At 62.4% G+C, this 23400-nt stretch carries 22 protein-coding genes; 16 read left to right on the plus strand and 6 right to left on the minus strand.

The genetic code is table 11. The annotated features are described in order from the left end of the window. The first annotated feature begins 313 nt into the window (after window positions 1-313). The 8 genes from JOE60_RS04785 (at window position 314) to JOE60_RS04820 (ending at window position 11345) form a co-directional block, all read left to right on the plus strand. Window positions 314-2047, plus strand: a complete 1734-nt coding sequence (locus JOE60_RS04785; RefSeq protein WP_167264508.1) for an ABC transporter ATP-binding protein — start codon at window positions 314-316, stop codon at window positions 2045-2047. Continuing rightward, window positions 2044-4122, plus strand: coding sequence for an ABC transporter ATP-binding protein (locus JOE60_RS04790; protein WP_167264509.1), 2079 nt, complete (start codon window positions 2044-2046; stop codon window positions 4120-4122). Before JOE60_RS04785 ends, JOE60_RS04790 begins: the two co-directional genes overlap by 4 nt. Before the next feature lie 74 nt (window positions 4123-4196). After that, window positions 4197-4613, plus strand: coding sequence for an acyl-CoA thioesterase (locus tag JOE60_RS04795; RefSeq protein ID WP_167264944.1), 417 nt, complete (start codon window positions 4197-4199; stop codon window positions 4611-4613). A gap of 30 nt (window positions 4614-4643) precedes the next feature. After that, on the plus strand, window positions 4644-5456 hold the full coding sequence (locus JOE60_RS04800) for a copper homeostasis protein CutC (RefSeq protein WP_167264510.1): 813 nt from the start codon (window positions 4644-4646) through the stop codon (window positions 5454-5456). Between the two features lie 71 nt (window positions 5457-5527). Further along, entirely contained in the window at window positions 5528-7495 is a 1968-nt protein-coding gene (locus tag JOE60_RS04805) for a DUF5107 domain-containing protein (protein ID WP_239528815.1), read from the plus strand. A gap of 72 nt (window positions 7496-7567) precedes the next feature. Next, a complete protein-coding gene (locus JOE60_RS04810) occupies window positions 7568-9799 on the plus strand; it encodes an AAA family ATPase (RefSeq protein ID WP_167264511.1) in 2232 nt (743 codons plus the stop codon). 73 nt (window positions 9800-9872) lie between these two features. Then, window positions 9873-11081, plus strand: coding sequence for a 5-methylcytosine restriction system specificity protein McrC (locus JOE60_RS04815; protein ID WP_167264512.1), 1209 nt, complete (start codon window positions 9873-9875; stop codon window positions 11079-11081). 33 nt (window positions 11082-11114) lie between these two features. Continuing rightward, window positions 11115-11345 carry a PLDc N-terminal domain-containing protein gene (locus JOE60_RS04820; RefSeq protein WP_239528816.1) on the plus strand — a complete coding sequence of 77 codons (231 nt, stop codon included), beginning with the start codon at window positions 11115-11117 and terminating at the stop codon, window positions 11343-11345. Between the two features lie 32 nt (window positions 11346-11377). On the opposite strand, the gene JOE60_RS04825 is transcribed toward JOE60_RS04820, so the two are convergent. After that, window positions 11378-13045, minus strand: coding sequence for a sensor histidine kinase (locus tag JOE60_RS04825; protein WP_167264513.1), 1668 nt, complete (start codon window positions 13043-13045; stop codon window positions 11378-11380). Between the two features lie 99 nt (window positions 13046-13144). Here JOE60_RS04825 and JOE60_RS04830 point away from each other — a divergent pair, with 99 nt between their 5' ends. Then, window positions 13145-13888, plus strand: coding sequence for a response regulator transcription factor (locus JOE60_RS04830; RefSeq protein ID WP_167264514.1), 744 nt, complete (start codon window positions 13145-13147; stop codon window positions 13886-13888). Here the strand turns inward: JOE60_RS04830 and JOE60_RS04835 are convergent. Next, window positions 13885-14265 (minus strand): Hpt domain-containing protein, encoded by a 381-nt coding sequence (locus JOE60_RS04835; RefSeq protein WP_167264515.1) that lies wholly within the window; start codon window positions 14263-14265, stop codon window positions 13885-13887. The two genes, JOE60_RS04830 and JOE60_RS04835, sit on opposite strands and share 4 nt — an antisense overlap. A gap of 203 nt (window positions 14266-14468) precedes the next feature. On the opposite strand from JOE60_RS04835, the gene JOE60_RS04840 reads away from it, so the two are divergent. Further along, window positions 14469-14633, plus strand: a complete 165-nt coding sequence (locus JOE60_RS04840; protein ID WP_167264231.1) for a hypothetical protein — start codon at window positions 14469-14471, stop codon at window positions 14631-14633. Window positions 14634-14709: 76 nt separating this feature from the next. Here JOE60_RS04840 and bsaP read toward each other — a convergent pair whose 3' ends face one another. Both bsaP and bioB read right to left on the minus strand, forming a co-directional pair. Continuing rightward, window positions 14710-14973: a biotin synthase auxiliary protein BsaP gene (gene bsaP, locus JOE60_RS18600; RefSeq protein WP_476739288.1), complete on the minus strand. Its 264-nt coding sequence runs from the start codon at window positions 14971-14973 to the stop codon at window positions 14710-14712. After that, the gene (bioB, locus tag JOE60_RS04845) at window positions 14970-15995 is read right to left on the minus strand and encodes a biotin synthase BioB (protein ID WP_167264516.1); all 1026 of its coding nucleotides are present in this window, start codon (window positions 15993-15995) and stop codon (window positions 14970-14972) included. The genes bsaP and bioB overlap by 4 nt, the downstream gene beginning before the upstream one ends. Window positions 15996-16189: 194 nt before the next feature. Here bioB and JOE60_RS04850 point away from each other — a divergent pair, with 194 nt between their 5' ends. Next, on the plus strand, window positions 16190-17917 hold the full coding sequence (locus tag JOE60_RS04850) for a purine-cytosine permease family protein (RefSeq protein ID WP_167264517.1): 1728 nt from the start codon (window positions 16190-16192) through the stop codon (window positions 17915-17917). Window positions 17918-18000: 83 nt separating this feature from the next. On the opposite strand, the gene JOE60_RS04855 is transcribed toward JOE60_RS04850, so the two are convergent. Both JOE60_RS04855 and JOE60_RS04860 read right to left on the minus strand, forming a co-directional pair. Next, complete coding sequence (locus tag JOE60_RS04855; protein WP_167264518.1) at window positions 18001-18186, minus strand: CsbD family protein; 186 nt, start codon at window positions 18184-18186, stop codon at window positions 18001-18003. A 76-nt stretch (window positions 18187-18262) separates the two neighbouring features. Then, entirely contained in the window at window positions 18263-19438 is a 1176-nt protein-coding gene (locus JOE60_RS04860) for an alcohol dehydrogenase catalytic domain-containing protein (protein WP_167264519.1), read from the minus strand. Between the two features lie 275 nt (window positions 19439-19713). Between JOE60_RS04860 and JOE60_RS04865 the strand changes: the two genes are divergently transcribed. The 5 genes from JOE60_RS04865 (at window position 19714) to JOE60_RS04885 (ending at window position 23340) form a co-directional block, all read left to right on the plus strand. Then, a complete protein-coding gene (locus JOE60_RS04865; protein WP_239528818.1) occupies window positions 19714-20046 on the plus strand; it encodes a hypothetical protein in 333 nt (110 codons plus the stop codon). Window positions 20047-20144: 98 nt separating this feature from the next. Further along, the gene (locus tag JOE60_RS04870) at window positions 20145-20675 is read left to right on the plus strand and encodes a hypothetical protein (protein WP_167264521.1); all 531 of its coding nucleotides are present in this window, start codon (window positions 20145-20147) and stop codon (window positions 20673-20675) included. After that, on the plus strand, window positions 20672-21286 hold the full coding sequence (locus JOE60_RS04875) for an SIS domain-containing protein (RefSeq protein WP_167264522.1): 615 nt from the start codon (window positions 20672-20674) through the stop codon (window positions 21284-21286). The genes JOE60_RS04870 and JOE60_RS04875 overlap by 4 nt, the downstream gene beginning before the upstream one ends. Before the next feature lie 142 nt (window positions 21287-21428). Next, on the plus strand, window positions 21429-22499 hold the full coding sequence (locus JOE60_RS04880; RefSeq protein ID WP_167264523.1) for an alkene reductase: 1071 nt from the start codon (window positions 21429-21431) through the stop codon (window positions 22497-22499). 142 nt (window positions 22500-22641) lie between these two features. Next, a complete protein-coding gene (locus tag JOE60_RS04885; protein ID WP_167264524.1) occupies window positions 22642-23340 on the plus strand; it encodes a GntR family transcriptional regulator in 699 nt (232 codons plus the stop codon). The last annotated feature ends 60 nt before the right edge of the window (window positions 23341-23400 follow it).

The raw sequence follows: 23400 nt of genomic DNA on the forward strand, positions 1-23400 counted from the left end.
ACTTCGGCAGTTCCCCGCCGGTCCTGACTCATGCGGGTCCTGAATCACCTGCGTAGTACATGAAATACAGCTGAACATCAGCAACACCCAAGGCGCTGGACGGGGAAACCCGGCCAGCGCCTTGCTGCACCCACTGTGTCGGCGGGCCGTCACAGTGCCGGGGTTGAGTGAACTACTCCGCTGGGATGATCTTTTCCGTAAGTTGTTTCGCCGGGGCAACGGATTTCGTACAGTAGGGAGGCTAATACTGTCAGCCCCGGCTGCTAGAACTTCTCTTATCTCATTCACGCACTCTTCTTAAGGACCCGTGGGCATGCTTGTCACCCTGATACGGCGCTATTCCAAGCCGTATTTGCCGCAGATAGTGGCTGTGTTGTTTTTCCAACTGGCCTCCACCATTGCCACGCTGTATCTCCCCAGCCTCAATGCCAAGATCATTGATGAGGGAGTTTCCCGCGGGGACACCGATTTCATCTGGCAGACCGGCGTGCTCATGCTCGGTGTCGCTTTGGGGCAGGTTATTGCCGCCATCGTGGCCGTGTACTTCGGCTCGCGCGTTGCCATGGCCGTTGGCCGTGACCTCCGCCGCGGCGTCTTCCGGCAAGTGAGCAGCTTCTCCGCCCAGGACGTCAACCGCTTTGGTGCGCCCACCCTGATCACCAGGGGAACCAACGATGTCCAGCAAGTGCAGATGCTGGTGCTGATGGGCCTGAACTTCATGGTGTCCACGCCCATCATGTGCATTGGCGGCATCATCATGGCGCTTCGCGAGGATCTCAACCTGTCCTGGCTCGTGTGGGTTTCCGTCCCTGTGCTGGTGGCAGTCGTGGGCTACCTCGTGGTCCGCCTGATGCCCTTGTTCCGCTCCATGCAGACCAAAATCGATGCCATCAACGGCGTACTCCGCGAGCAGATCATCGGCATCCGCGTGGTCCGTGCTTTCGTCCGCGAGCCACATGAAGCCAAGCGCTTCGGAGACGCCAATGATGACCTCACTGCCGTGTCCGTGAAGATCGGCAACCTGTTTGTCCTCATGTTCCCGGCCATCGGCATGATCCTGCACCTCTCCACGGCCGCGGTGCTGTGGTTCGGCGGGCAGCGCGTTGACTCTGGGGACATGCAGGTGGGTGCTTTGACAGCATTCCTCCAGTACCTGCTGCAGATCCTCATGGCCGTCATGATGGGTACCTTCATGGCCATGATGATTCCCCGTGCTTCGGTGTGTGCCGATCGCATCGGCGAGGTCCTGGACGTCGAGCCGTCCATCCACAACCCGTCCACGCCGGTGGTACCGGCTGAAAAGAAGGGGCGCGTCGAGTTCCGGGACGTGACGTTCAAGTACCCGGGTGCTGAGGCGCCGGTCCTGAGCAATATTTCGTTCACCGCCGAGCCCGGCAAGACCCTGGCCATCATCGGATCCACGGGCGCGGGCAAGACCACCCTGGTGTCGTTGTTGCCGAGGCTCTACGACGTCGCATCGGGTGAAGTGCTTCTGGACGGCGTGCCCGTCACGGACATGGATTCATCCGAGATCACCCGGCGTGTTTCCGCCGTTCCGCAGAAGCCCTACCTGTTCTCCGGAACCATTGAGCACAACCTGCGCTTCGGTAAACCGGATGCAACGGATCAGGAATTGTGGGATGCACTGGAGACAGCGCAAGCCAAAGGATTCGTGGAAGAGAAGTCCACGGGGTTGAACCGGCGCATCGCCCAAGGTGGTACCAACGTCTCCGGCGGGCAACGCCAGAGGCTGTCCATTGCCAGGGCCCTGGTCACCAAGCCGAACGTCTATCTGTTTGACGATTCGTTCTCGGCTTTGGATGTGGCAACAGACGCCAGGCTTCGGAAGGCACTGAAGGCCAAAACCAAGGATGCAACAGTCATCATCGTCGCGCAGCGTGTTTCCACCATCGCTGACGCTGACGAGATCCTGGTGCTGGACAACGGCCGCATTGTTGACCGGGGTACCCACAACGAACTCCTGGAGACGTCACCCACGTACCAGGAAATCGTGGAGTCGCAGCTGAGCGTAGAGGAAATGGCATGAGCGAGCAGAACCAGCAGAAGAAGCGCGGCTGGGGTGCCAAGTCCCGTGCGGCTGAGGATTCCCAGGCAACCGCCGAGGCCACCATCGCCACGGAGGTCCTGGAAGACGACGACTTCGTGGAAGAGGAATACGTTCCCTCGGAAGCCGATGGCGGCATGTTCGGTGATGTGCCGGCCAAGAAAGCCAAGGCCTTCTGGCCTTCGGCCAAGCGGCTCATGGGCCTGCTGAAGCCGGAGAGCGTTGGCGTGTACATCGTTGTGGGCCTGGTGATCGTTTCAGTAGTCCTGAATGTGATCGCCCCCAAGGTTCTGGGCAGCGCCATGGACGTCATTTTTGGTGGCGTCATGGGCAAGCAGATTCCGCCGGGAGTATCCCAGGATCAGTTTGTAGAACTTCTGCGCCAGCAAGGGCAGGGCAACTTCGCGGACATGGTCTCCAAGATGCAGCTCACCAACGGCATCGACTTCAACAAGCTGACGTTCCTGATCTCGATCGTCCTGCTCATGTACTTCGTAGCCAATATCTTCCTGTGGGCACAGGGCTGGCTGCTCAACCGGATCGTCATGCGGGTCATCAAGAAGCTCCGCAACGACGTCCAGGCGAAGCTGAACAGGCTTCCGCTGAACTACTTCGACACCAGGCAGCGCGGCGACATCCTCTCCCGCGTCACCAACGACGTCGACAACGTCCAGCAGGGCCTCCAGCAGGCGTTCTCGCAGTTGGTCAGTTCCGTGCTGACGGTTCTGGGCATCACCGTCATGATGTTCATCGTGTCCTGGGAGCTGGCGCTGATCGCGCTGGTCGCCCTTCCACTGTCAGGTATCGTTGCCGGGGTTATCGGAGCGCGCAGCCAAAAACTGTTCGCCGCACAGTGGAAGAACACCGGCGCACTGAACGGTCAAATCGAAGAGTCCTTTTCCGGGCATGACCTGGTGAAGGTTTTCGGCCGCGACGCCGACATGCTGGAACGCTTCGACGCCAAGAACGAGGAACTTTACAAGGCTTCCTTCGGGGCCCAGTTCGTTTCCGGCGTGATCTTCCCGGCCATGAACTTTGTGTCCTACCTGGCCTATGTGGGCATCGCAGTGGTGGGCGGTCTGCGCGTCGCCTCCGGCTCCATGAGCCTGGGTGACGCCACGGCGTTCATCCAGTACTCGCGTGAGTTTACGCAGCCCCTCGGCCAGATCGCCGGCATGGCCAACATGCTGCAGTCCGGGGTGGCCTCCGCCGAGCGTGTCTTCGAATTCCTGGATGCTGACGAAGAGGTGGAAGAGACCGGCACCAAGCACCTCCCCGCAAAGACGGATGGGCACGTGGAATTTGACCACGTTTCCTTCAGCTACGTGGAGGACAAGCCGCTGATTGAAGACCTCTCGTTCAGTGCAGAACCCGGGCACACAGTGGCCATTGTGGGTCCCACGGGTGCTGGCAAGACCACCTTGGTGAACCTGGTGATGCGCTTCTACGAGCTCAATGCCGGGCGGATCACGTTGGACGGTGTGGACATCAAGGACCTCAGCCGTGCCGAGCTGCGCTCCAAGGTAGGCATGGTGCTGCAGGATGCCTGGCTCTTTGGCGGGACCATCTACGACAACATCAAGTACGGCAACCTGGACGCTACCGAAGAGCAGGTCATGGAGGCAGCCAAGGCTACGTACGTTGACCGCTTTGTCCGCGCTTTGCCGGATGGGTACCAAACCATCATTGACGAAGAAGGCAACAACGTCAGTGCCGGTGAAAAGCAGCTCATCACCATCGCCAGGGCCTTTGTCTCCGATCCTTCGTTGTTGATCCTGGATGAGGCAACGAGCTCGGTGGATACCCGCACCGAGCTCCTGCTGCAGAAGGCCATGGCGGCTCTCCGCACGGACCGGACCAGCTTTGTCATCGCCCACCGGCTCTCCACCATCAGGGACGCGGACACCATTCTGGTGATGGAAAACGGCCAGATTGTGGAACAAGGCAACCATGCCCACCTGCTGACTTTGCAGGGCGCCTACTACCGGTTGTACATGTCCCAGTTCGCCGGGGAGCAGGAAACTGCCGTGGATGATTCGACGGCGGTGCACAGCTGAGCGCGGATGCCCTGACGCCCCCGGCCGGTCCGGGGGCGTCTTCCATGCCCCAGCGCATTGAGGTTTTGGTACCCATGCGCTGGGGTGACATGGATGCCTACGGACACATCAACAACGTCCAGATTGTCAGGATGTTGGAAGAGGCGCGTGTCGCGGCCTTCGGACCTCCCCGGGGAGCCGGACTGCCCGGTGTGGAACCGCCTGCAGCCCTGTTCAACGATGTTGAGGAGGGCACCATGACCTTGGTGGTGGAGCACAAGGTCCGCTACGTCCGGACGTTGGAATACCGGAATATCCCGGCAGTGGTGGAGATCTGGGTGGGCGCAGTCAAGGGTGCCAGCTTTGACCTCCACTATGTCATCAAGGACCCCGTAACGCGGGAGGACTGCGTTAAGGCCAGTACCCACTTGGCATTCGTCTCCGAAGCCACAGGACGGGTGCTCCGGCTGACCGGGGAACAGAAGGAAAAGTTGGCGCGCTATCAAGCCTGAGCTGAGCCGATGTGCCCGTAGAGTTTCACCATGAAACTTGAAATCGCGGTGGTGGGTGCTGCCGGAGCCGGAACCGCCGCATCCGAAGGTGCTGACCGTGTGGAACTGTGCAGCAGCCTGGAACTGGGCGGCGTCACCCCCAGTCAAGGGCTCATGGAAGCGAGCCTGGAGCATGCGGATGGTCGGTTGGAAGTTCACCCGCTGGTTCGATCCAGGCCAGGGGATTTTTTGTACTCGGCAACGGACATCGACACCATGGCCCATGAAATCCGCCATCTGTTGCGCATGGGAGCCCACGGCGTGGTGATCGGTGCGTTGATTCCTGACGGCGGCGTGGACGTGGCCGCGATTCAGCGGCTTGTGGGCGTGGCCAGAGAAGCGAATCCGGATGCGCAGTTGACGTTCCACCGTGCCATCGATCAGTCCGCAGATCCTTTGGCCGCCGTGGACCAGCTGCTGGAGCTCGGTTTCACCCGCGTCCTGACCTCCGGCGGTGCGGCCAGCGCGGGCGCAGGGTTGGACACGCTGCGGCGCATGGTGGAGCGCGCAGACGGAGCTTTGGAAATCATGGCCGGGGGTGGGCTGACCGTTCAGGACATCCAGTCCATGCACGCGGCAGGCGTTTCCGCCGTTCACTTGTCCGCAAAGAGGACTGTGTCCACCTTGGTCGGCATCCCACGGGCCACAGAGAAGTCGCCGTCCGGGGCCATTTCGCTGGGTTCACAGGACGGCACCGATCCCACGGCCTACACGGTGACAGACTGGGCAACCGTCCGGGCTGCTCGAGCGGCGGTGGATGCCGTCAGCACGGCTTCGGGCACTAAATCCGGAACTGGAATCTGACGGGCCGGAACATGTCGGACCGGAACACGACGCCCCCCAACATATCGGCCCGCAACGCGACGACCCACAACATGTCGGCCCGCAACACGACGGGTGAGGATCCCCTGTGGGCCGGACGCACCACGGTGACCAAGTCCACCCTCCGGTTGACCATGGCCCACTTGGGACCGCTGAACCCGCTTCCGGTGGTGGCAGCTGACCCGGTCCATCCCTACACCGTGGGCCAGGGTGTTCCCGAAGAACTCCAAGCCTCGGTGCGGTTCGGAGGAGTACCCAATGTTTATCCGTATCTCCAGCAGGACAACTACAGCCGGGAAGCGGCACCCAGGGAGGTTCCCGCCGTCGTTCTTGAGAACAGCAAGCTCAAGGTGACCGTGCTCCCGTCTCTTGGCGGACGCATCTGGGAGCTGTTGGACAAAACCACGGGGAAGCAGTTGCTGCACACCCATAGCGCACCGCAGCTGGCCAACTTGGCTCTCCGGAACGCGTGGTTCGCTGGTGGCCTGGAATGGAATATCGGAACCAGGGGCCATTCACCCACCACGGTGGAGCCCCTGCACACGGCCCTGGTGACTGCTCCGGATGGCAAGCGGATACTGCGGATGTGGGAGTACGAGAGGCTCCGGGAAGTGGTCTTCCAAGTGGATATCTGGCTTCCGGCTGAATCACCGGTGCTGTTTGCTGCAGTCCGGATCCGGAACCCCAATAATCACGCAGTTCCCATGTATTGGTGGAGCAACGCGGCCATCCCGGAAAGGGAGCGCACCAGGGTGATCGCGCCCGCGGACCACGCGTACGGCAGCGACTACGCCACCACCATCACCAGGGTCCGGCCCGCGGACCACCACGGTTATGACGCCACGTGGCCGGTCAAGAACCCGCATGCTGCCGACTTCTTCTTTGACGTCCGCCCCGACCAACAGGGTTGGGTGGTGGCGGCGGATGAGGACGGAGACGGGCTGGCGATGCTCTCCAGCAGCCGTCTGCGCGGAAAGAAGCTCTTCGTCTGGGGCCAGGGCCCCGGTGGCAAACGGTGGCAGGAATGGCTGAGCCCGGGCGCCGGCCCCTACGCCGAGATCCAAGCCGGGCTCGCGCAAACCCAGTTTGAGCACCTCTCCATGCCGGCCGGTGCGGAATGGACATGGGTGGAGGCGTACGGCAATGGCAGGCTCGATGCTGCCGCCGCCCACAGCCCGGACTGGCGGGGCGCCGTGCAGCATGCCACTGAACGTTTGAAGGGGCTGGTGTCGCACAGGGACCTGGAAGACATGCTCCCCACCGCTGTTCGCGACGCTGACATACCGCCGTCCAGGATGATCATGGTGGGCGGCGGCTGGGGAGTTGTGGAACGTTCCCGACGCCGGCGGGCAGGCATGCCGTGGCTGGATGAAAGCGGCACGCCCTTTGTCAACGGCAGCCTCACGCCGGAGCAGGAACCGTGGTTGGCGCTCCTGCGTGGATCACCGTTCGACGGCGCCGACAATTACGTCGCGGGGGAGGACTGGGAGGAGTTGCTGGGTGCAGATTCCGGGTCCGAGGCCTGTTTCCACCGTGCCACGATGCAGCATGCACGCCAGGACGTGGCAGCTGCCGCCGATGGATATCGCCGGATTCTGGCAGTGCCGGGCGTCCGGCGGCGCACCAGGGCGTTGGCGCATCGTGGACTGGGTTTGGCGCTGCTCGCGATGGGCAAGATCCAGGAGGGCCTTGCCCATCTGAGGGACGGAGTGGAAACCGATTCGTCAGACGTGGCTTTTCTGGTTGAAGCCGTGACGCTCAGCATCCGCCACGGCGACCCTGTCATGGCACGCGATATGGCGGAGTCGGCACCCAAGGAGGGCGCCGTCGTCGGACGTTTGAGGTTCCTCAGGGCGGTGGCGTTGGCGCAGTCCGGGCACCAGGCGGAGGCCGCAGCGATCCTGCGGGAGGGCGTGGAAATCCCGGATATCCGGGAAGGCGAGGACACCATAGCGGAGCTCTGGGAACGGGTGTGTCCGGGTGAGCCCGTGCCTGCGGCTTACCGCTTCGGCATGCATTAGCTGGTGGCCGGGGGACCTCCCGCCTGTGGATATCCAGATGCTTGGCTAATCCAAACAAGGTAAGTTGGCAGGGTGATTCCAACCGTAGAACCTGCCGTTGACCGCGCCCCCGGAGTCTCCAAGGAGATCGAGGATGCGGCCTGGCATGTGCTCGGTCCGGCGCTGCAAGGCAGACCCTCGGCGCTGGACGGAAGGACCCTCACGTGGACTGCGGAGGCTGCCGCTGAGCTGCTGGAACGCCTGGAGCGCGGGGTTGAGGACTCCAAAGCACCCATGATGACCAACCTGCGCAAAAACCTTGAGGGTGCCTCCCGCGAGGCCAAGCTGTTGGCCGTGGAACTGTTGTATCTTCAGTCGCTGCCTTTGGCCCACGAGGTCAAATCCCTCCGGGTCAAGCGTGCCCGCGTCGCCGAGGCCGCGTCTTGGGTGGAACCAACCGTTGAGCTGCCCGGGGAACTGTACGAAGGAATGACGGACCACGGGGTGATCCGTGACCGGACGGCCGAGTTCAACTGGACCATTTGGGACCACCTGAAATGGCTGTGCCGTTTTGTTGCCCATGTGGACAGCCAGAGCACGGCCGCCATCAGTGAGGCATTGGCGGACCCGCACATGTTCCACAAACTCGCCGCCGGCACACCGGAAGACCAGCCCGCGCTGCGCAGGAGCATCGAGTACCTGGTGTGGCCCAGCTATTTTGAACCGGTGGTTGCTGACGTTGAACGTCAGGAAATCCGTGATGCCTTTGCATCGCTGGTGGGCGGCGCCAAGGGCGACACGGACGAGGACATTACCGCGGACATCCACCGCATCCGGTTGCACCTTGACGAGCAAGCGGGGCAGCGCATCGATTGGTATGCGCGCCAGCTTGTCAGCCAGTGGCGCAAGGTGGGGGACCCCGGGCGGCGCTCCTGGCTCCTGCGCACCCACCACGATCACGCTGACCTCCTGGCCGCGTGGGTGGCTGAGGAGAAGGCCACCCTGGACGTTGAGCACCTGCGCTCACTGACCGCAGGCGTTACCGCCGGCGTGGTCCAACATGCCGTGGACGAAGACTACAAACATCTCGGTTACGTGGAACGGGAAGACACCAAGACAGCGGTCTTCGCGTTCCTCACCGTCATGAAGCCGGGCGACCTCACGCTCTACCAGCATGCGGGCCGCGTCCGTGTGGGTGTGGTGCTGGGCGAGCCCGAACTTCACGAGGACAACAGGCGGATCCGTCGCAAGGTCCGCTGGTTCGATGACAGCTATGCCATCCCTGAGCTTCCCCGCCACGCCCAACGGCAGCTCTCCACCCCCGGCATCATCGTGGACGTCACCAGGGTCATTCAGGCACTGCAGGAACTCCTTCCGGTGGAAGCCGAAACCGATGGTGAGGATGAGACGCCGCCAACCGCCGTTGTCGAGGTTGTCCAGCAGGGGTTCCGCCCCCTCACGGAAGAGTTCGCCGCCTCACTGCACATGGACCTGGAGCCCCTCAAGGAGATCGCGGAACTGCTGGAAGACAACCGCCAGCTGGTCCTCTACGGCCCTCCGGGGACCGGCAAGACCTACTTGGCCAAGCACTTGGCTGCGGAGCTGGCAGGGGACCACACGGACGAGCGCGTGAAGCTGGTCCAGTTCCACCCGTCGTACGCCTATGAGGATTTCTTTGAGGGCTACAGGCCGGACAAGACCGACGACGGCCAGGTCTCCTTCAAGCTGGTGGCCGGGCCGCTGCGCCGGCTCGCTGAAGAAGCCGCCAAGCCCGAGAACGCGCACAAGCCGTACTTCCTGATCATCGATGAGATGAACCGGGCCAACCTGGCCAAGGTGTTCGGCGAGCTCTACTTCCTGCTGGAGTACCGCGACGACCGCATCTACCTGCAGTACAGCCCCAACGAGCCCTTCAGCTTGCCGGACAACCTCTACATCATCGGCACCATGAACACGGCCGACCGCTCCATCGCCATGATGGATGCCGCCATTCGCCGTCGCTTCGCCTTCATTGAGCTGCACCCCACCGTGGAACCTGTCCGGGGCACGCTGCGCCGCTTCCTTGAAGCCAAGGGACTGGACACCCTCAACGCGGATCTTCTGGACGCGCTCAACAGTGCCATGGACGATTGGGACCGCGACCTCATGATCGGGCCGTCGTACTTCATGAAGCCCTCTGCGCAGAACCCCACGGGCCTGCGCCGGATTTGGAAATACGAGCTCATGCCCTTGCTGGAAGAGCACTACCACGGGCAGTTGAACCGCGCGCAGCTGGAAGAGCGGTTCGGGCTGGAACAACTGCTGGGGCGTCTTGCGGCCCGCTAGCGGCATCCCGCCACGGCCGGGAAGGGCGCCCGTCAGTGCCAAGCGGGCCCCACTGGCCACCCGCCACATCGTCATGGACGAGCTCTCCGGCGGAGTGGTGGACAAACTTGACCCCCCGTCAGCGGCGTTCATTAACGCCAGCGGACTGGCCAAGGCCGCACCCATGGGCATGGGGCTGTACCGGATTGAACCCGTTGGCAAAGTGGGTTCGGTCCGCACAGCCACCGTGCAGCTGGAAGTCCGCCCCAAGGACCGGCTCGGCCTGAACCGCCTCCTGTTCCTCCTCGGCTACGCCGGGGACCAAGGCTTCCGCGATCACTCCGTGGAGGCCGTGGAACATCCGGACCTGTGGAGTGCCCTGGCTGAATCCCTGGCCCAGCTCGCGGACAAGGCCCTCAGCCGCGGTGTCCTCCAGGGGTACCTGACCATGGACGAGTCCCTGCGCACAGTGAAGGGCCGCATCCGCATCTCGGACCAGATTTCGCGCCGGCCAGGGATGATGGTTCCCCTGGAAGTTTCCTATGACGAGTTCACGGAGAACATCGCGGAGAACCGGATCCTTCGGGCAGCGCTGGAGCGCATGGGTCAGGTTCCCGCCGTCCGACCGGAGGTGCTGAGCCGCCTGAGGCAGCTCAAAGGCAAGCTCGACGCCGTCACCCGGCTCAGGCCCGGAGCGCCACTGCCGCACTGGCAGGCCAACCGGATGAACCTCCGGTACCACGCAGTGCTGCGCCTGGCCGAGGTGATCCTGCGTAACTCCTCCGCCGAGGCCGGCGTTGGCAAGCAGCAAACAGCCTCGTTCGTGGTGGACATGGCGCAGGTGTTCGAGGAGTTCGTGGGGACAGCACTGCGTAGCGCCATGAGTGCGCACCCCGGGGAGATGCGGCTCCAGTATGGGGCCCTCCTCAACGAGGCAGTACGCGATTCGGACCGCCTGATGGTCCGCCCGGATGCGGTACATTTCCTGGGTGGACGGCCCGTGGTGGTGTACGACTCCAAATACAAAGCAGCGTCCGACGCCGGTGCGTCCCTGAGCGCAGACCATTACCAGTTGCTGGCCTACTGCACTGCACTCCGGGTTCCCACCGCATGGCTCGTGTATGCAGGAGCAGGGGAGATGAAGCTGCGACGCATCCTCAACACGGACATCGACATTGTGGAGTACCCGCTGGACCTGTCCCGGCCGCCGTCGGAAATCCTCGCCGCCGTGGCTGATCTCGCGGAACAGTCCTGGGGTGAAGTGGTGCGCCAGGCTGTGGCGGGCCGCCTGGCGTCGGACTAGCCTGAGAAGGAAACTTTCACTTCATTGGGAGGCATGATGGCTCGCAGGAAATCGTGGCGGGATTTGAGCAGTGGTCAGCGCCTGGCCGTGGTCCTCAGCGGAGTGGTGAACCTGGCGCTCTTGGTAGCGGCCCAGCGCAGCATCGCCAAGACACCCGATTCCCAGGTCAGGGGCAAGAAAGTGGTGTGGCGTGCAGTCTCTTTCGTCAACTTCTTTGGTCCCGTGGGCTGGTTCCTGTTCGGGCACCGCAAGGACTCGAAATAGCTCCTGCCCGCCAGGCCCCACAACACTGATGATCAGGCAGGCACCTTCACGGTGAACGTAGTGCCACGGCCCGGCTCGCTCTCCACTGTGATGGTCCCGCCGTGTGCCTCCACGATCGCCTTGCTGATGGGCAGTCCCAGCCCAACTCCGGGGATGGCGCTTTTCCGGACACCTCCGGCGCGGAAGAACTGGGTGAAGGCCTCGGCCTGCTCGTCCTCGCTCATTCCCATCCCGGTGTCCGTGACACGGCAGAAAACAAAGTCGTGCTCCTGCCACGCAGCTACTTCAACGTCGCCGCCGTCGGGCGAATACTTAATGGCGTTGGAAACCAGGTTGTCCAAGACCTGCGCGATCCGGGAGGAATCGACGCGCGCTTCCAGGGTTTCCGGAAGATCCATGGACAACCGGATTCCGGCTTTGTTGGCCCGGGGCTCGGCGGAGGTGACGCTTCCCCTGACCAGCTCGGTGACATCCACGGCGTGCGGTTGGACCACGATCTGACCCGAACGGATGGCCAGGAGGTCGGAGACCAGGGTTAGGAGCCGCTCGGCGTTGCGCCGCACAATGTCCAGCTGCTTGCGGGAGGGGGCATCGATCGCCTCGGAATCCAAAATCAGTTCAACGTACCCGAGGATCGAGGTCAGCGGCGTCCTGAACTCGTGGGAGACGTTGGCAACAAAGTCGTCCTTTGCCGCCAAGGCGTTCACCAGGTCAGTGACATCGCTGAAGACCACCACGGAACCGGCAAAAGCTCCCCGGTGATCCACCATGGGGCGGGCGCTGGCTGTGAAGGCACGCTGTTCCTTGCTTGTCCCGATCCACACCAGCTGGTCCGTGAAGCGTTCGCCCAGGACTGCCCGCCGGACAGGTCGCCGATCAGTAGCCAACGGAGTGGTTTTGTCGGTGTCGAATATCAGCAGCTCGGACTCATTGGGGTCGTCGTTGCCTTCAGGGGTGGCCAGCAGGTGTGTGATTCTTTGCCGGCGGTTCATCAGGATGTCGTGCCCTTCGCCGTCCACGGCCACCACTCCCAAGGGGAGGGCTTCCATGACGCCGTTGAGGAGCCGTTCCTGCTTGGTGCTGACGTCCAGGGCCTCGTTGAGGGCCCGGTCTTTCTGCTCCAAAACACGCTGTTGACGAATCATGCTCAAGGTCAGGACACTGACCGACACGCCGATGCCAAGAATGAGAATGGGAAAAAGCAGCGGTTTGGTGAGGGCTTGCTCGGTGACCGCTCCCCGCGCGAACAGGGGAGTCCACACAATGGCCAGCGGCCCAAGGAAGGACAGGACAAGGGCCAATTTCGGATAAAGACCGGAGGCGCAAAGCCAAATAACCGGCAGAACCACCAAAACGCTGATACCAGTCAGGGCTTCCTGCCCGCCTTCACGTCCAAAGGCTATGGACACCATGTCCGCAACCGGTAGGACAAGGAAGCTGGCAAACGGCAGCCTGTGCCAGGGAATGACGACGCACAGGGCAAGCAGCAGCGCCTGGCTCAGCAGAAATATAAGGAATAACGGATTTTCCAGGGTGCTGGGAAAAAACACCCATACCAACAGTGCCGAAATGCAGACGCAGACGGACAGCGGCAATTGACTCAGAACCACCCGCATGCGGAGCGAGTGTTCGTGAAAAGAGCGCTGGAAAATCAACAATTTCTTCTTTTCGCCAAAGTCCCAGATGGAGGGGTCGGTCATGGCGCAACCAACCGGGAAGCGGAAGAAAGTCGATTCATGAGATCAGCCTATCCAAAATGGATATACTTCTGAGGTTATCGAAGGGGCTGAGGGGCAGCGATGAGTGAAGTACGTGTGGGATTGGTCATTGAAGATGACCAGGATATCCGCGAGTTGGTCCGTGTGGTCTTGTCCCAAGCGGGATTTGATGTGCATGTTGCGGCCACCGGGTCTGCTGGGGTGACTTCCGCCCGTGAACTGAATCCTGATGTCATTACCCTGGACCTTGGCCTGCCGGACATTGACGGTTTCGAGGTTGCCCGACAGATCCGCAAGTCCTCTGACGCCTACATCATCATGCTCACTGCCCGGGCGGAGGAACTCGATACGCTCATGGGCCTTGAAGCCGGCGGTGATGATTACCTCACCAAGCCGTTCCGGCCCCGCGAGCTGCGCGCACGGGTGGAAGCCATGATGCGGCGTCCCCGCGCGTCGTCGGAATCCAAAGGCGTCACTGAAGAAGTGGACCCCGAGGTTTCCCACAATGGTTTGACGGTTTCCGCCGGTTCACGGACCGCGGTGCTGAACAGCAAGGAACTGAAGCTGACCCGTACCGAGTTCGACCTCCTGTTGGCACTGTTGGAAACAGGCCGTATTGTGCGGACCAAGGCGGATCTGGCGCGTCGCCTGCGCAATGAACCGTACGACGTCGGCAGTTACGTCAGCGACGCCGACGAACGCGCCGTTGAGGTCCACATGGGCAACCTGCGGAAAAAGCTGGGCGACAGCATCCAGGCGCCGCGCTGGTTGGAAACGGTGCGTGGCGTGGGCTACAGGCTTGCGCCCTCCGTCAGCAGCAACTAGGAACCCGGCGTTTCCAGTTCAACGATGGTCCCGGAAACGTGCTGCTCAATCGCTGCAACCTGGGGCTGCAGCTCGTCCAAGTGATCGGCGTTGGGCAGGAGCCGGAACCTGATCTCCAGTTCCGTGGCCAGGCGTTCCATGCAGACGGCACCCACCATGTGGCTGGACGTCTTGAGGCTCAGCACGGCGTCCATGGCATCGTCAATGTCCAGGTTGGCAAGCGCGGTGTGAAGCCTGGCAACACGCCATGGCAGCATGGCTGCATAGTTGCGGACGAACGCGCCAATGATGGCCCGGTCGCCGCCCAGCTCGGCTTGGAGGCCGGTAAGGACCGTACGGTCCACCAGGGGTTCGGTGCATTCGTCGTATTCGGACACCAAACCCCTCCTGCCCTCGCGCAATAGATTCACCCTTAAACAGTAGGACCCGTGGAACGGCCGAGGCGCCATAAAGCCAAAGATTGAGCCAATCTTGAGCGGACTCAGAGGGAGTCTTGATCGCCACCCGGGAAAGTAAGGGGACCAAGCAAAAAGTTCCCGGTTCCGGGGCTTACAGGCCCTGTTGAAGGAGGAGGAACTGCATGGACAGCCAAGCCCGTACGTCGCCCTGGCTCATGGTTTTGATCGTGTTCTGCATGACCGTTCTGCTGGGAATCGGCGGGACGGCGGCCTTCGCACTCTGGGAGCAGGGAACTCACAGCTCCGGAACGGATCACACGGTGTCGTCCGCGCCCTCCAAGCCGTAGTCATCAGTTCCGTCAAGGAAGTCCACCAGACGTTCCTCAAGCAGCGAGCGGTTTTTGAGCTCGCATTCCCACACCGTCAGCACCTGGATGCTGCGCTTGCAGGGGTGGATTCTGCACAGGCACCCATCACTCCGTGGCGTGAACACTCCGCGGTCCAGCCCAAAGGCGTGACCTGCACTTTCATGCGTCGGCGGCACTGGGGGCAAAAGCGCGGCGGCTCCATCGCCAGGTGCTGCTGGCAGCTGTGGTGGGTGTCCGACGTCGGGCCCTCACCGTCAGTGCCCAGAGTGCGGCGTCCGCCGCAGTGCCCACAGTATGTGGAAGGTGCCACGAGGCTCACAGGGCTTTCTGGAGCTCCTTGATGGGCATGTTCAGCTCCACCAAGAGGTTGACGTCAGCGTTGGCGGGCCGGCCCAGGGTGGTGAGGTAGTTGCCCACAATCACAGCGTTGATGCCCCCGAGCAAGCCTTCGCGGGTGCCGAGATCCCCGAGCGTAAGTTCACGGCCGCCGGCATAACGGAGCACGGTGCGTGGCATGGCCAAGCGGAATGCCGCGATGGCGCGGAGGGCATCCTTGCCGTCCATGATGCCTTGGTTTTCCAAGGGCGTGCCGGGGCGGGGGTTGAGGAAGTTCAGCGGGACCTCATGTGGTTCCAGGGCGGCGAGTTGGACGGCCAACTCTGCGCGTTGCGCCAACGATTCACCCATGCCGATCAGGGCGCCGCAGCACAGTTCCATGCCGGCGGCCTTGACCATGGCGCAGGTTTCCAGGCGTTCTTCGTAGCTGTGGGTAGTGACCACCTCGGGGAAGTAGCTGCGCGCCGTCTCCAGATTATGGTTGTACCGATGGACGCCCCAAGCGGCCAGCTGGCCCACTTGGCGCTGCGTGAGCATGCCGAGCGAACAGGCGATGTTGATGTCCACTTCTTCGTTGATGCGGTCAATCGCGAACTTGATCTGGTTCATGAGCTTGATGTCGGGGCCGCGCACAGCTGCGACAATGCAAAACTCCGTGGCCCCGGTGGCAGCGGTTTCCTTCGCCGCTTTGACGAGTGCAGGAATGTCCAGCCAAACACCGCGAACGGGGGAGTCGAACAGGCCCGACTGGCTGCAGAAATGGCAGTCTTCGGGGCAGCCTCCGGTCTTGATGGAGATGATTCCTTCCACCTCAACGTCCTCGCCGCAGTGCTCAAGGCGGACCTCATGGGCCAATTGCAGCGCTGCGGGGATGGCGTCGTCGGGGAGTTCAAGGACCTCGATGAGTTGTGCCTCGCTCAGGCCCTCGCCTCGTCGCAGGACCTGCTCCCGGGCGGTGTCCAGGATGGCGTAGGCGGGAGTCTGGTTGGGCGGGTGGGTGCTCATGCCTAGACGGTATAGGTGCAGGTGGGGGGCGGTTTTGTGGGGTGCGTACAAACCATGGATCCTGATTTTGGTGCTGGCCGTGCGGGGCGGCTGATTCAGAAGTTACAACGGTGAAACATGCGCGTGACGGGACCGACGCGGTGCGTGGCTAGCGTCAGTGGCGAGGCACGGACCACGGACGAAAGTGAACACCCATGAGCCCTGAGAAGATGAGCACCGCCACGCTGGAACCGACGACGCCGGGAGGCGCCGCCGTCGTGAATGGAACCGACGGCGCGCCGCCGGGAGTCAACAGTGACGCGATGAGCGCCGCGAAGGAAAGCCTGGAGGATTACACCCTCCGCTTTGCGCCGCGGTCCTACCGGAAGTGGAGCGCCGGCGTGGTGGCCACCAGTGCTTTGGGCGGCATTGCGTATCTGGCTGACTTCTCCATCGGCGCCAACATCGGCATCGCCTACGGCACGGTCAACGCGATCATCGGCATCATTGTGGCAGCGGTGATCATCTTCTCCACCGGTTTTCCGCTGGCCTACTACGCTGCCCGCTACAACATTGACCTTGACCTGATCACCCGCGGCTCGGGGTTCGGCTACTACGGCTCAGTGGTCACCAACATTATTTTCGCCACGTTCACGTTTATCTTCTTTGCCCTTGAGGGCTCCATCATGGCGCAAGGACTCCAATTGGGCCTGGGGGTACCGCAGTGGATCGGTTACGCCGTGTCCACCATCATCATCATTCCCCTGGTCATCTACGGGATGAAGACGCTGGCCACCTTGCAGGTGTGGACCACCCCGCTGTGGCTGCTGCTCATGGTGGTGCCCGTGGGCTACCTGCTGCTGTCCCACCCGGAAAGCATTGATGCGTTCTTCGCTTTCACGGGTGCTTCCGGGCAGGGCGGACCCAACCTGGCCTCGGTCATGTTGGCTGCAGGTGTTTGCCTTTCCCTGATGGCGCAGATTGCTGAGCAGATCGACTACCTGCGCTTCATGCCTCCCAAGACCGCCGAGAACAAGGGTGCGTGGTGGCGTGCCGTGATCCTGGCCGGACCGGGCTGGGTCATCTTCGGTGCCATCAAGCAGATCATCGGCCTGTTCATTGCCATTTACCTGATCGCCAAGCTGGATCCTGCGGCTGCGGTGCACGCCAATGAACCCGTGCACCAGTTCCTGGGGGTCTACGAAGAGATGATGCCCGCCTGGCTGGCCATGACCCTCGCGGTGGTCCTGGTGGTCATTTCGCAGATCAAGATCAACGTCACCAATGCGTACTCCGGCTCCCTTGCGTGGACCAACTCGTTCACCCGCATCACCAAGACGTACCCGGGCCGGATGGTGTTTGTGGTGGTGAACCTGGTGATTGCGCTGGTGCTCATGGAGTCCAACATGTTTGAGTTCCTCAACACCATTCTTGGCTTCTACGCCAACTGCGCCATGGCCTGGGTGGTCACGGTGGCATCGGACATTGCCATCAACAAGTACCTGCTGAAGATCTCGCCCAAGGTTCCGGAGTTCCGCCGCGGCATGCTGTACGCCGTCAATCCCGTGGGGTTCGTGTCCATGCTGGTGTCGGCTGGGGTCTCCATCGCCGTCTTCTTTGGCGCCTTCGGTTCCGCGGTACAGCCTTTCTCTCCCATCTTCGCGGTAGGCCTGGCTTTGGTCCTTCCTCCGGTCCTGGCTTTGGCCACCAAGGGGCGCTACTACCTGCGGCGCACCGACGACGGCATTGACCTTCCGATGTTCGACGCCGACGGCAACCCCACTGATGCGAAGTTGATGTGCCACGTGACCGGCATCGAGTTCGAACGTCCGGACATGCTCCGCTCCGGTCAGGACGGGCCCGACGGCGAACCCCAGTACATCTCCTCCCTCGCGTTGTCGACGGACAAGACAGGCACGCTGGTGCTCCCGGCCCAGAAGTAGCCGTTGCGGGGATACGCGAACGCCCGGCCTCCCACAGGGGAAGCCGGGCGTTGCGCTGTGTGTAAATCTATTGAGGCAAGGGCCTACTTGTCGAAGACGTCCTTAGCGGCGTCCTTGACGTTTTCGCCTGCCTGCTTGGACTTGGCGGCAGCCTGATCGGCTGCTCCCTCGGCCTGAAGCTTCTCGTTATTGGTGGCGTCGCCGAGGGCTTCCTTAGCCTTGCCGGTGACTTCCTGGGCCTTGTTGCTGATCTTGTCTCCGAGTCCCATGGGGCCCTCCTTCGATGTAATCCAACGCTGACATTCGCTAGACTATCTAGCAATTCTGAAAGGTTCCTGTGAATCCTCAGGGCTTGAGAACAACCTTGATGCAGCCATCTTCCTTCTTTTGGAATTTCTCGTAAAGCTCCGGGGCTTCGTCCAGTGATCCGGTGTGGGTGACCAGGTGCATGACTCCCAGCGGATCGGCGTCGTCCTCCACCAGCGGCAGCAGCCGGTCCGTCCAGTTCCGCACGTTGCATTGGCCCATCCGGAGCTGGATCTGCTTGTCGAACATAGTCATCAGCGGCAGGGGATCGGCCTTGCCGCCGTAAACGCCGCTCAGTGAAATGGTGCCGCCTCGCCGCACGGCGTCGATTGCCGTATGCAGGGCGGCGAGCCGGTCCACGCTCATGGTATCCATGGCAACTTGGGCGGGCTTGTCCGGAAGCAGCGACACCGCCTTGTGTAGGAACGAGGCAACCGGAGACCCGTGCGCCTCCATGCCCACAGCATCCACCACGGAATCAGCGCCGCGGCCCAAGGTCTGCTTGCGAATCTGCTCCGCGACGTCCGGGCCGAAGTCCATGGTTTCCACGCCGTGAGCCGCGGCCATGGCACGTCGCTCCGGGACGGGGTCCACCCCGATGACCCTCAATCCCTTGTGGACGCCGATTCTGCTGGCGAACTGCCCAACCGGGCCCAGGCCCAGCACCACAAGCGTTCCGCCGGCGGGAGTGGCGGCGTACTCCACCGCTTGCCACGCAGTGGGGAGAATGTCGGAGAGGAAGAGGTAGCGCTCGTCCGGTGCATCGCCGTCGACCTTCACAGGGCCGTAATCCGCGAACGGAACCCGCAGATACTGTGCTTGGCCGCCTGGAACCGAACCGTAGAGCTCCGAGTACCCGAAGAGGGCGGCCCCGGAGTTCTTGGCGGTCACCTGGGTGGTTTCGCACTGCGATTGGAGCCCCTGGTTGCACATGAAGCATCGGCCGCAGGAGATGTTGAAAGGAACCACCACGCGGTCGCCTTTCTTGAGCCGGTGGACTGCCGAGCCAACTTCTTCAACGATGCCCATCGGCTCATGGCCGATCACATCGCTTTTGTGCATATAGGGCCCCAGGACCTCGTAAAGATGCAGGTCCGAGCCGCAAATCGCCGAGGACGTAATGCGGATGATCGCATCCGTGGGGTCCTGGATGGTGGGATCCGGAACGTCGATGACGCTCAACGAGCGCCTTCCTTGCCAAGTCACTGCTTTCACGATTGGTGCTCCCTGCTGTCTTGCCGTTGTCCCGCGCTGCAGGAGACCCCTCCAGCGAATCAGAGACGACTGGCCAATACAAGGCTGGAAAGCAGTAACTAGTAAGCATCCTGATTGTTGGCTATGATCGCGGTAGGGGAGAGTTGTCGGACAGCGTTGACCGAGGAGAACACAGAGTGACCACCATCCACAATCCGTTGGTTCCGGAGTCGACGCCGCGCCCTCAGGCGCGTGCCGTCCTTTGTCCTCACTGCGGGTCCAAAGATCATCTGAACTTGGAAACCATTGAGTCGATCGAACCCCATCCCGGTGAACTGATGGTGGCTGTTTCCTATACGTGCTTGGCCTGCGAGGCATCCGACGCCCATACCGCCGCCTTCCATGATGTGGCCGCTGTCCTTAACCGCGACGGAACCACCTCGACCCTGCTGCAGTTTGGTGGACAATACCTGCACTGCGGTGAGCTCATGCAGCTGGCTACGACGTCTGGGCGGAGCGTCTACGACCCAATTTCCACAGAAGATCCGGATGACCAGTTGCTGGACGTCTATCTGAATACCCGTGTTCTCAAATGCCGTTGCGGTTTCCGGGTGGAACTTCCGGCCTGAGGACGGACAAGGTCCGGTTAAACGTGAAGATGGCACAGAACAGAGTGTGGGCAACGGGCGGCGCCCCTGCAAGCCGCCCAACAGGGAGGTAATCCGCAATGGATACAGGACAACTGGTGCTCATCATCGTCATCGCCGTGGTGGTGATTGCCGTAGTAGTGATCGCCTTGACGGTGGGACGCCGCAAGAAGGCCGAGGCAAACCGCCAGCGCGCGGAAGTTCTCAGGGAGAAAGCGGCGGAGGAGGCTATTGGCGCGCATCAGGCGAAGGCCGAATCTGCACAGGCTGAAGCAGATGCGCTGCAGGCCGAGGTTGAAGCAAACCGGCTCCGCAAGGAGGCGGAGCGCCACGCATCCAAGGCCGACGAGGCCCACAACCGCGTGGAGGAGCACCTCCGCCATGCCGACAAGTTGGATCCAAATGCGGGAAAGAACGGCCATGCCGACGCTACCCGTGCCGACGCTCCCCATGCCGACGCTCCCCATGCCGACAGCGATGCTTCCCCGGTGCCGCGCCACTCGGGTTCCAATGCCGCTGGCGATGGCCACGTTGCCGAGGGCGAACGATTGACCCGGGACCGCAGTGATCGTGGTGAGCGCACGGCCGACGGCACGCAGGACCGCGCATGAGCCTCGTGGAAAGAAGGGCAGGCCAGGCTGTGCGCAGTGATGGGCCCGCAGCCAGCCGGCATGCCGTAGATGTGGTGCTTGGCCACCTCGGAGAGATTGGTCCCGCCGTCGCATCCTTGCGTCGGGAGTCTTCGCGCCTGGCGGAGTGGGGAGAGGAGTTGGCCAGGGTCCGGCTGCGCGGGGGGACCGTTTTTGCCGCCGGCAGCGATGGCTCATCCCATGAAGCGCAACGGTTCACGTCCGAACTCGCAGCCCACGATCCCGTTGATGGCTCCGGATTCAAAGCCATTTACATTCCCAAGGGTGCAACCGGCTCGGAGCAGACCGTCGCCGCCCAGCTGCAAGCTCAAGTGCGCAGCGGCGACATCGTGGTGCTCCTGGCAGCAAAAGGAATCACCGACGATCTGCGGAACGCTGCCGCTGCGGCCAAGAAGGGCGGCGCGCGGGTGTGGGCGCTGACAGGCAGGGAATCCAAGGACCTGGCGGATTCGGTGAATGAGGCGATCTGCATCAACACAGATCCGCCGCACGCCGAGGAAGCCCACTTGGTAGCTGTGCTGGCCCTCTGCGAGTGCTTCATCGACGCGCAAAAGCACGTTACACCGGAATAGCAGGCGGCGCGCGGTCCGCGAGCACGATCGTGGACCGCTGCGTCTGCCAGTCTTGTGCTGTGATCTGCGACTCATCAGGAATAGTTGCAGACGCGGCGCAGTTGCCCAGAGTGATCGCACATCATTCTGAAAGGAACTGCGCATGCTGTTTTCTCCCCTGGCCCTCGGCGAGCTCGAACTTTCCAACCGATTGGTGATGGCGCCCCTGACGCGTCTCCGTGCCGGAGATAAAGGTGTGCCCGGAGCTCTTATCGCCGAGCACTACCGCCAGCGGGCTTCCTTGGGCCTGATCGTCAGTGAGGGCACCTACCCGACGCCGGCCGGGCAGTCCTATGCAGGTCAGCCGGGCTTGGTGACCGAGGAGCAGGTTGCCGGCTGGAAGCAGGTCACTGAAGCAGTCCACGCCGATGGCGGCCGGATCTTCGCACAGGTAATGCACGGTGGACGGGTGTCACACCCGGATATCACCAACGGTGTGGAAATCGTTGGCCCCAGTGCTGTGGCGATTGAGGGCGACGTCCGCACACCCCTGGGCAAGAAGCCGTTCCCGGTTCCCCGTGAACTCCGCACTGATGAGCTGCCCAGCGTCATCCAGGAAATCGTCACTGCATCGAAGAATGCCATTGAGGCCGGTTTTGACGGCGTTGAGCTGCACTCCGCCAATGGCTACCTTCTGCACGAGTTCCTTGCTCCCAACTCCAACGTCCGCACGGACAGCTACGGTGGTTCCCCCGAGAACCGGGCACGCTTCGTGATCGAGACCGTCCAGGCCGTTGTGGAGGCACTTGGAGCCAACCGCGTTGGCATCCGTATTTCCCCCGAGCACAACGTCCAGGGGATCTCGGAGGTGGACGCAGCTGATGTCCGCGCCACGTACCAGGTTCTGGTGGACACCATTGCCCCGCTCAACCTCGCCTATCTGAGCGTCCTGCACCACGATCCCAAGAGCGCCCTGGTTCAGGACCTTCGCGAGCGTTTCAACGGCATCTTCCTCGTGAACACCGGCTTCAGCCAGATCACCACCCGTGACGAAGCTTTTGCCATCATCGAGGACGGCCTCGCCGATGCCGTCGTCGTTGGCCGGCCCGCCATTGCCAACCCGGACCTCGCCCGCCGTTGGCGCGAAAGCTTGCCCCTCAACGAGCCGGACGCCTCCACCTTCTACGCCGATGGCGCTGAGGGCTACACGGACTACCCGTTCTACTCGAACTAAAAACGCAGCACCCCAGCAAGACCTCGACGCCGGCACCCACCTCGGGTGCCGGCGTCGCCGGTTTAAGTTCTGTGTGGCTGAGGGAAAAATGTGACGCGCCCGCTTTCGGTGACGGCAGCCGGGCTTCCTATAGGATTTGGGCATGCCTGCCTCTTCCTCGTCCGCCGCCCGTGCCGGCTTTCCCGTGAGTCGGCAAGTGCTGGCCGATCACGTCTACGAGGCATTGTTGGAATGGCTGATGGATGGCCGGCTGGAGCCGGGCGCCGCGGTCAGCATCGACGGTATGGCCAGGGAACTTGATGTTTCCCCAACTCCCGTGCGTGAAGCCCTGGCCCGGTTGGAGCACACGGGCATGGTGCGGCGAGTGGCTTTGAAGGGCTACCGGGTTGCGCCGGTTTTCACCCGTGAGGATTTTGCCGAGCTCATGGAGGCGCGGCTGTCCATTGAGCCGGTGAACGCCAAATTGGCCTGTACGCGTATGACCCCCGATGGGCTCGAGGCACTGAAGAAGGCCGTGGAGGACCTGCGGACTGCGCCCCGCGGGGGAACGTTCGCCGAATACCGCAGCTACCTCGAAGCGGACGAGCGATTCCATCAACTCATTGCTGCCCAGGCGAAGAACCAGTTTCTCCTCACCGCTTACAACACCCTGGGTGGGCAAATCCAGAGATTCCGGCTGTTCGGGGGAGTGGGGATCACCGACGCCGAGCAAGCCATCGCCGAACACCAAGCGGTGCTGGACGCCATGATCAACGGAGACTCGGACAAAGCCGCCGCCATGATGACGGCCCATGTGGAGAAAGTCCGCGGGCGGGCAATGGCGGACGCTCCCGAGGACTGACGCTCGGCGGGATGTGGTGCGCCGCGAGCCGGCACCGTCCACACCAGCAAGTGACCCCCT

The sequence above is a fragment of the Paenarthrobacter ilicis genome (genome assembly GCF_016907545.1).
GTDB lineage: Bacteria > Actinomycetota > Actinomycetes > Actinomycetales > Micrococcaceae > Arthrobacter > Arthrobacter ilicis.

What these genes read in the sequence shown, in the direction of transcription:
- JOE60_RS04785 (WP_167264508.1), top strand. Translation starts at nt 314, where the DNA reads ATGCTTGTCACCCTGATACGGCGCTATTCCAAGCCGTATTTGCCGCAG.
- JOE60_RS04790 (WP_167264509.1), top strand. Translation starts at nt 2,044, where the DNA reads ATGAGCGAGCAGAACCAGCAGAAGAAGCGCGGCTGGGGTGCCAAGTCC.
- JOE60_RS04795 (WP_167264944.1), top strand. Translation starts at nt 4,197, where the DNA reads ATGCGCTGGGGTGACATGGATGCCTACGGACACATCAACAACGTCCAG.
- JOE60_RS04800 (WP_167264510.1), top strand. Translation starts at nt 4,644, where the DNA reads ATGAAACTTGAAATCGCGGTGGTGGGTGCTGCCGGAGCCGGAACCGCC.
- JOE60_RS04805 (WP_239528815.1), top strand. Translation starts at nt 5,528, where the DNA reads ATGTCGGCCCGCAACACGACGGGTGAGGATCCCCTGTGGGCCGGACGC.
- JOE60_RS04815 (WP_167264512.1), top strand. Translation starts at nt 9,873, where the DNA reads ATGGACGAGCTCTCCGGCGGAGTGGTGGACAAACTTGACCCCCCGTCA.
- JOE60_RS04820 (WP_239528816.1), top strand. Translation starts at nt 11,115, where the DNA reads ATGATGGCTCGCAGGAAATCGTGGCGGGATTTGAGCAGTGGTCAGCGC.
- JOE60_RS04825 (WP_167264513.1), bottom strand. Translation starts at nt 13,045, where the DNA reads ATGACCGACCCCTCCATCTGGGACTTTGGCGAAAAGAAGAAATTGTTG.
- JOE60_RS04830 (WP_167264514.1), top strand. Translation starts at nt 13,145, where the DNA reads ATGAGTGAAGTACGTGTGGGATTGGTCATTGAAGATGACCAGGATATC.
- JOE60_RS04840 (WP_167264231.1), top strand. Translation starts at nt 14,469, where the DNA reads ATGGACAGCCAAGCCCGTACGTCGCCCTGGCTCATGGTTTTGATCGTG.
- bioB (WP_167264516.1), bottom strand. Translation starts at nt 15,995, where the DNA reads ATGAGCACCCACCCGCCCAACCAGACTCCCGCCTACGCCATCCTGGAC.
- JOE60_RS04850 (WP_167264517.1), top strand. Translation starts at nt 16,190, where the DNA reads ATGAGCCCTGAGAAGATGAGCACCGCCACGCTGGAACCGACGACGCCG.
- JOE60_RS04855 (WP_167264518.1), bottom strand. Translation starts at nt 18,186, where the DNA reads ATGGGACTCGGAGACAAGATCAGCAACAAGGCCCAGGAAGTCACCGGC.
- JOE60_RS04870 (WP_167264521.1), top strand. Translation starts at nt 20,145, where the DNA reads ATGGATACAGGACAACTGGTGCTCATCATCGTCATCGCCGTGGTGGTG.
- JOE60_RS04875 (WP_167264522.1), top strand. Translation starts at nt 20,672, where the DNA reads ATGAGCCTCGTGGAAAGAAGGGCAGGCCAGGCTGTGCGCAGTGATGGG.
- JOE60_RS04880 (WP_167264523.1), top strand. Translation starts at nt 21,429, where the DNA reads ATGCTGTTTTCTCCCCTGGCCCTCGGCGAGCTCGAACTTTCCAACCGA.
- JOE60_RS04885 (WP_167264524.1), top strand. Translation starts at nt 22,642, where the DNA reads ATGCCTGCCTCTTCCTCGTCCGCCGCCCGTGCCGGCTTTCCCGTGAGT.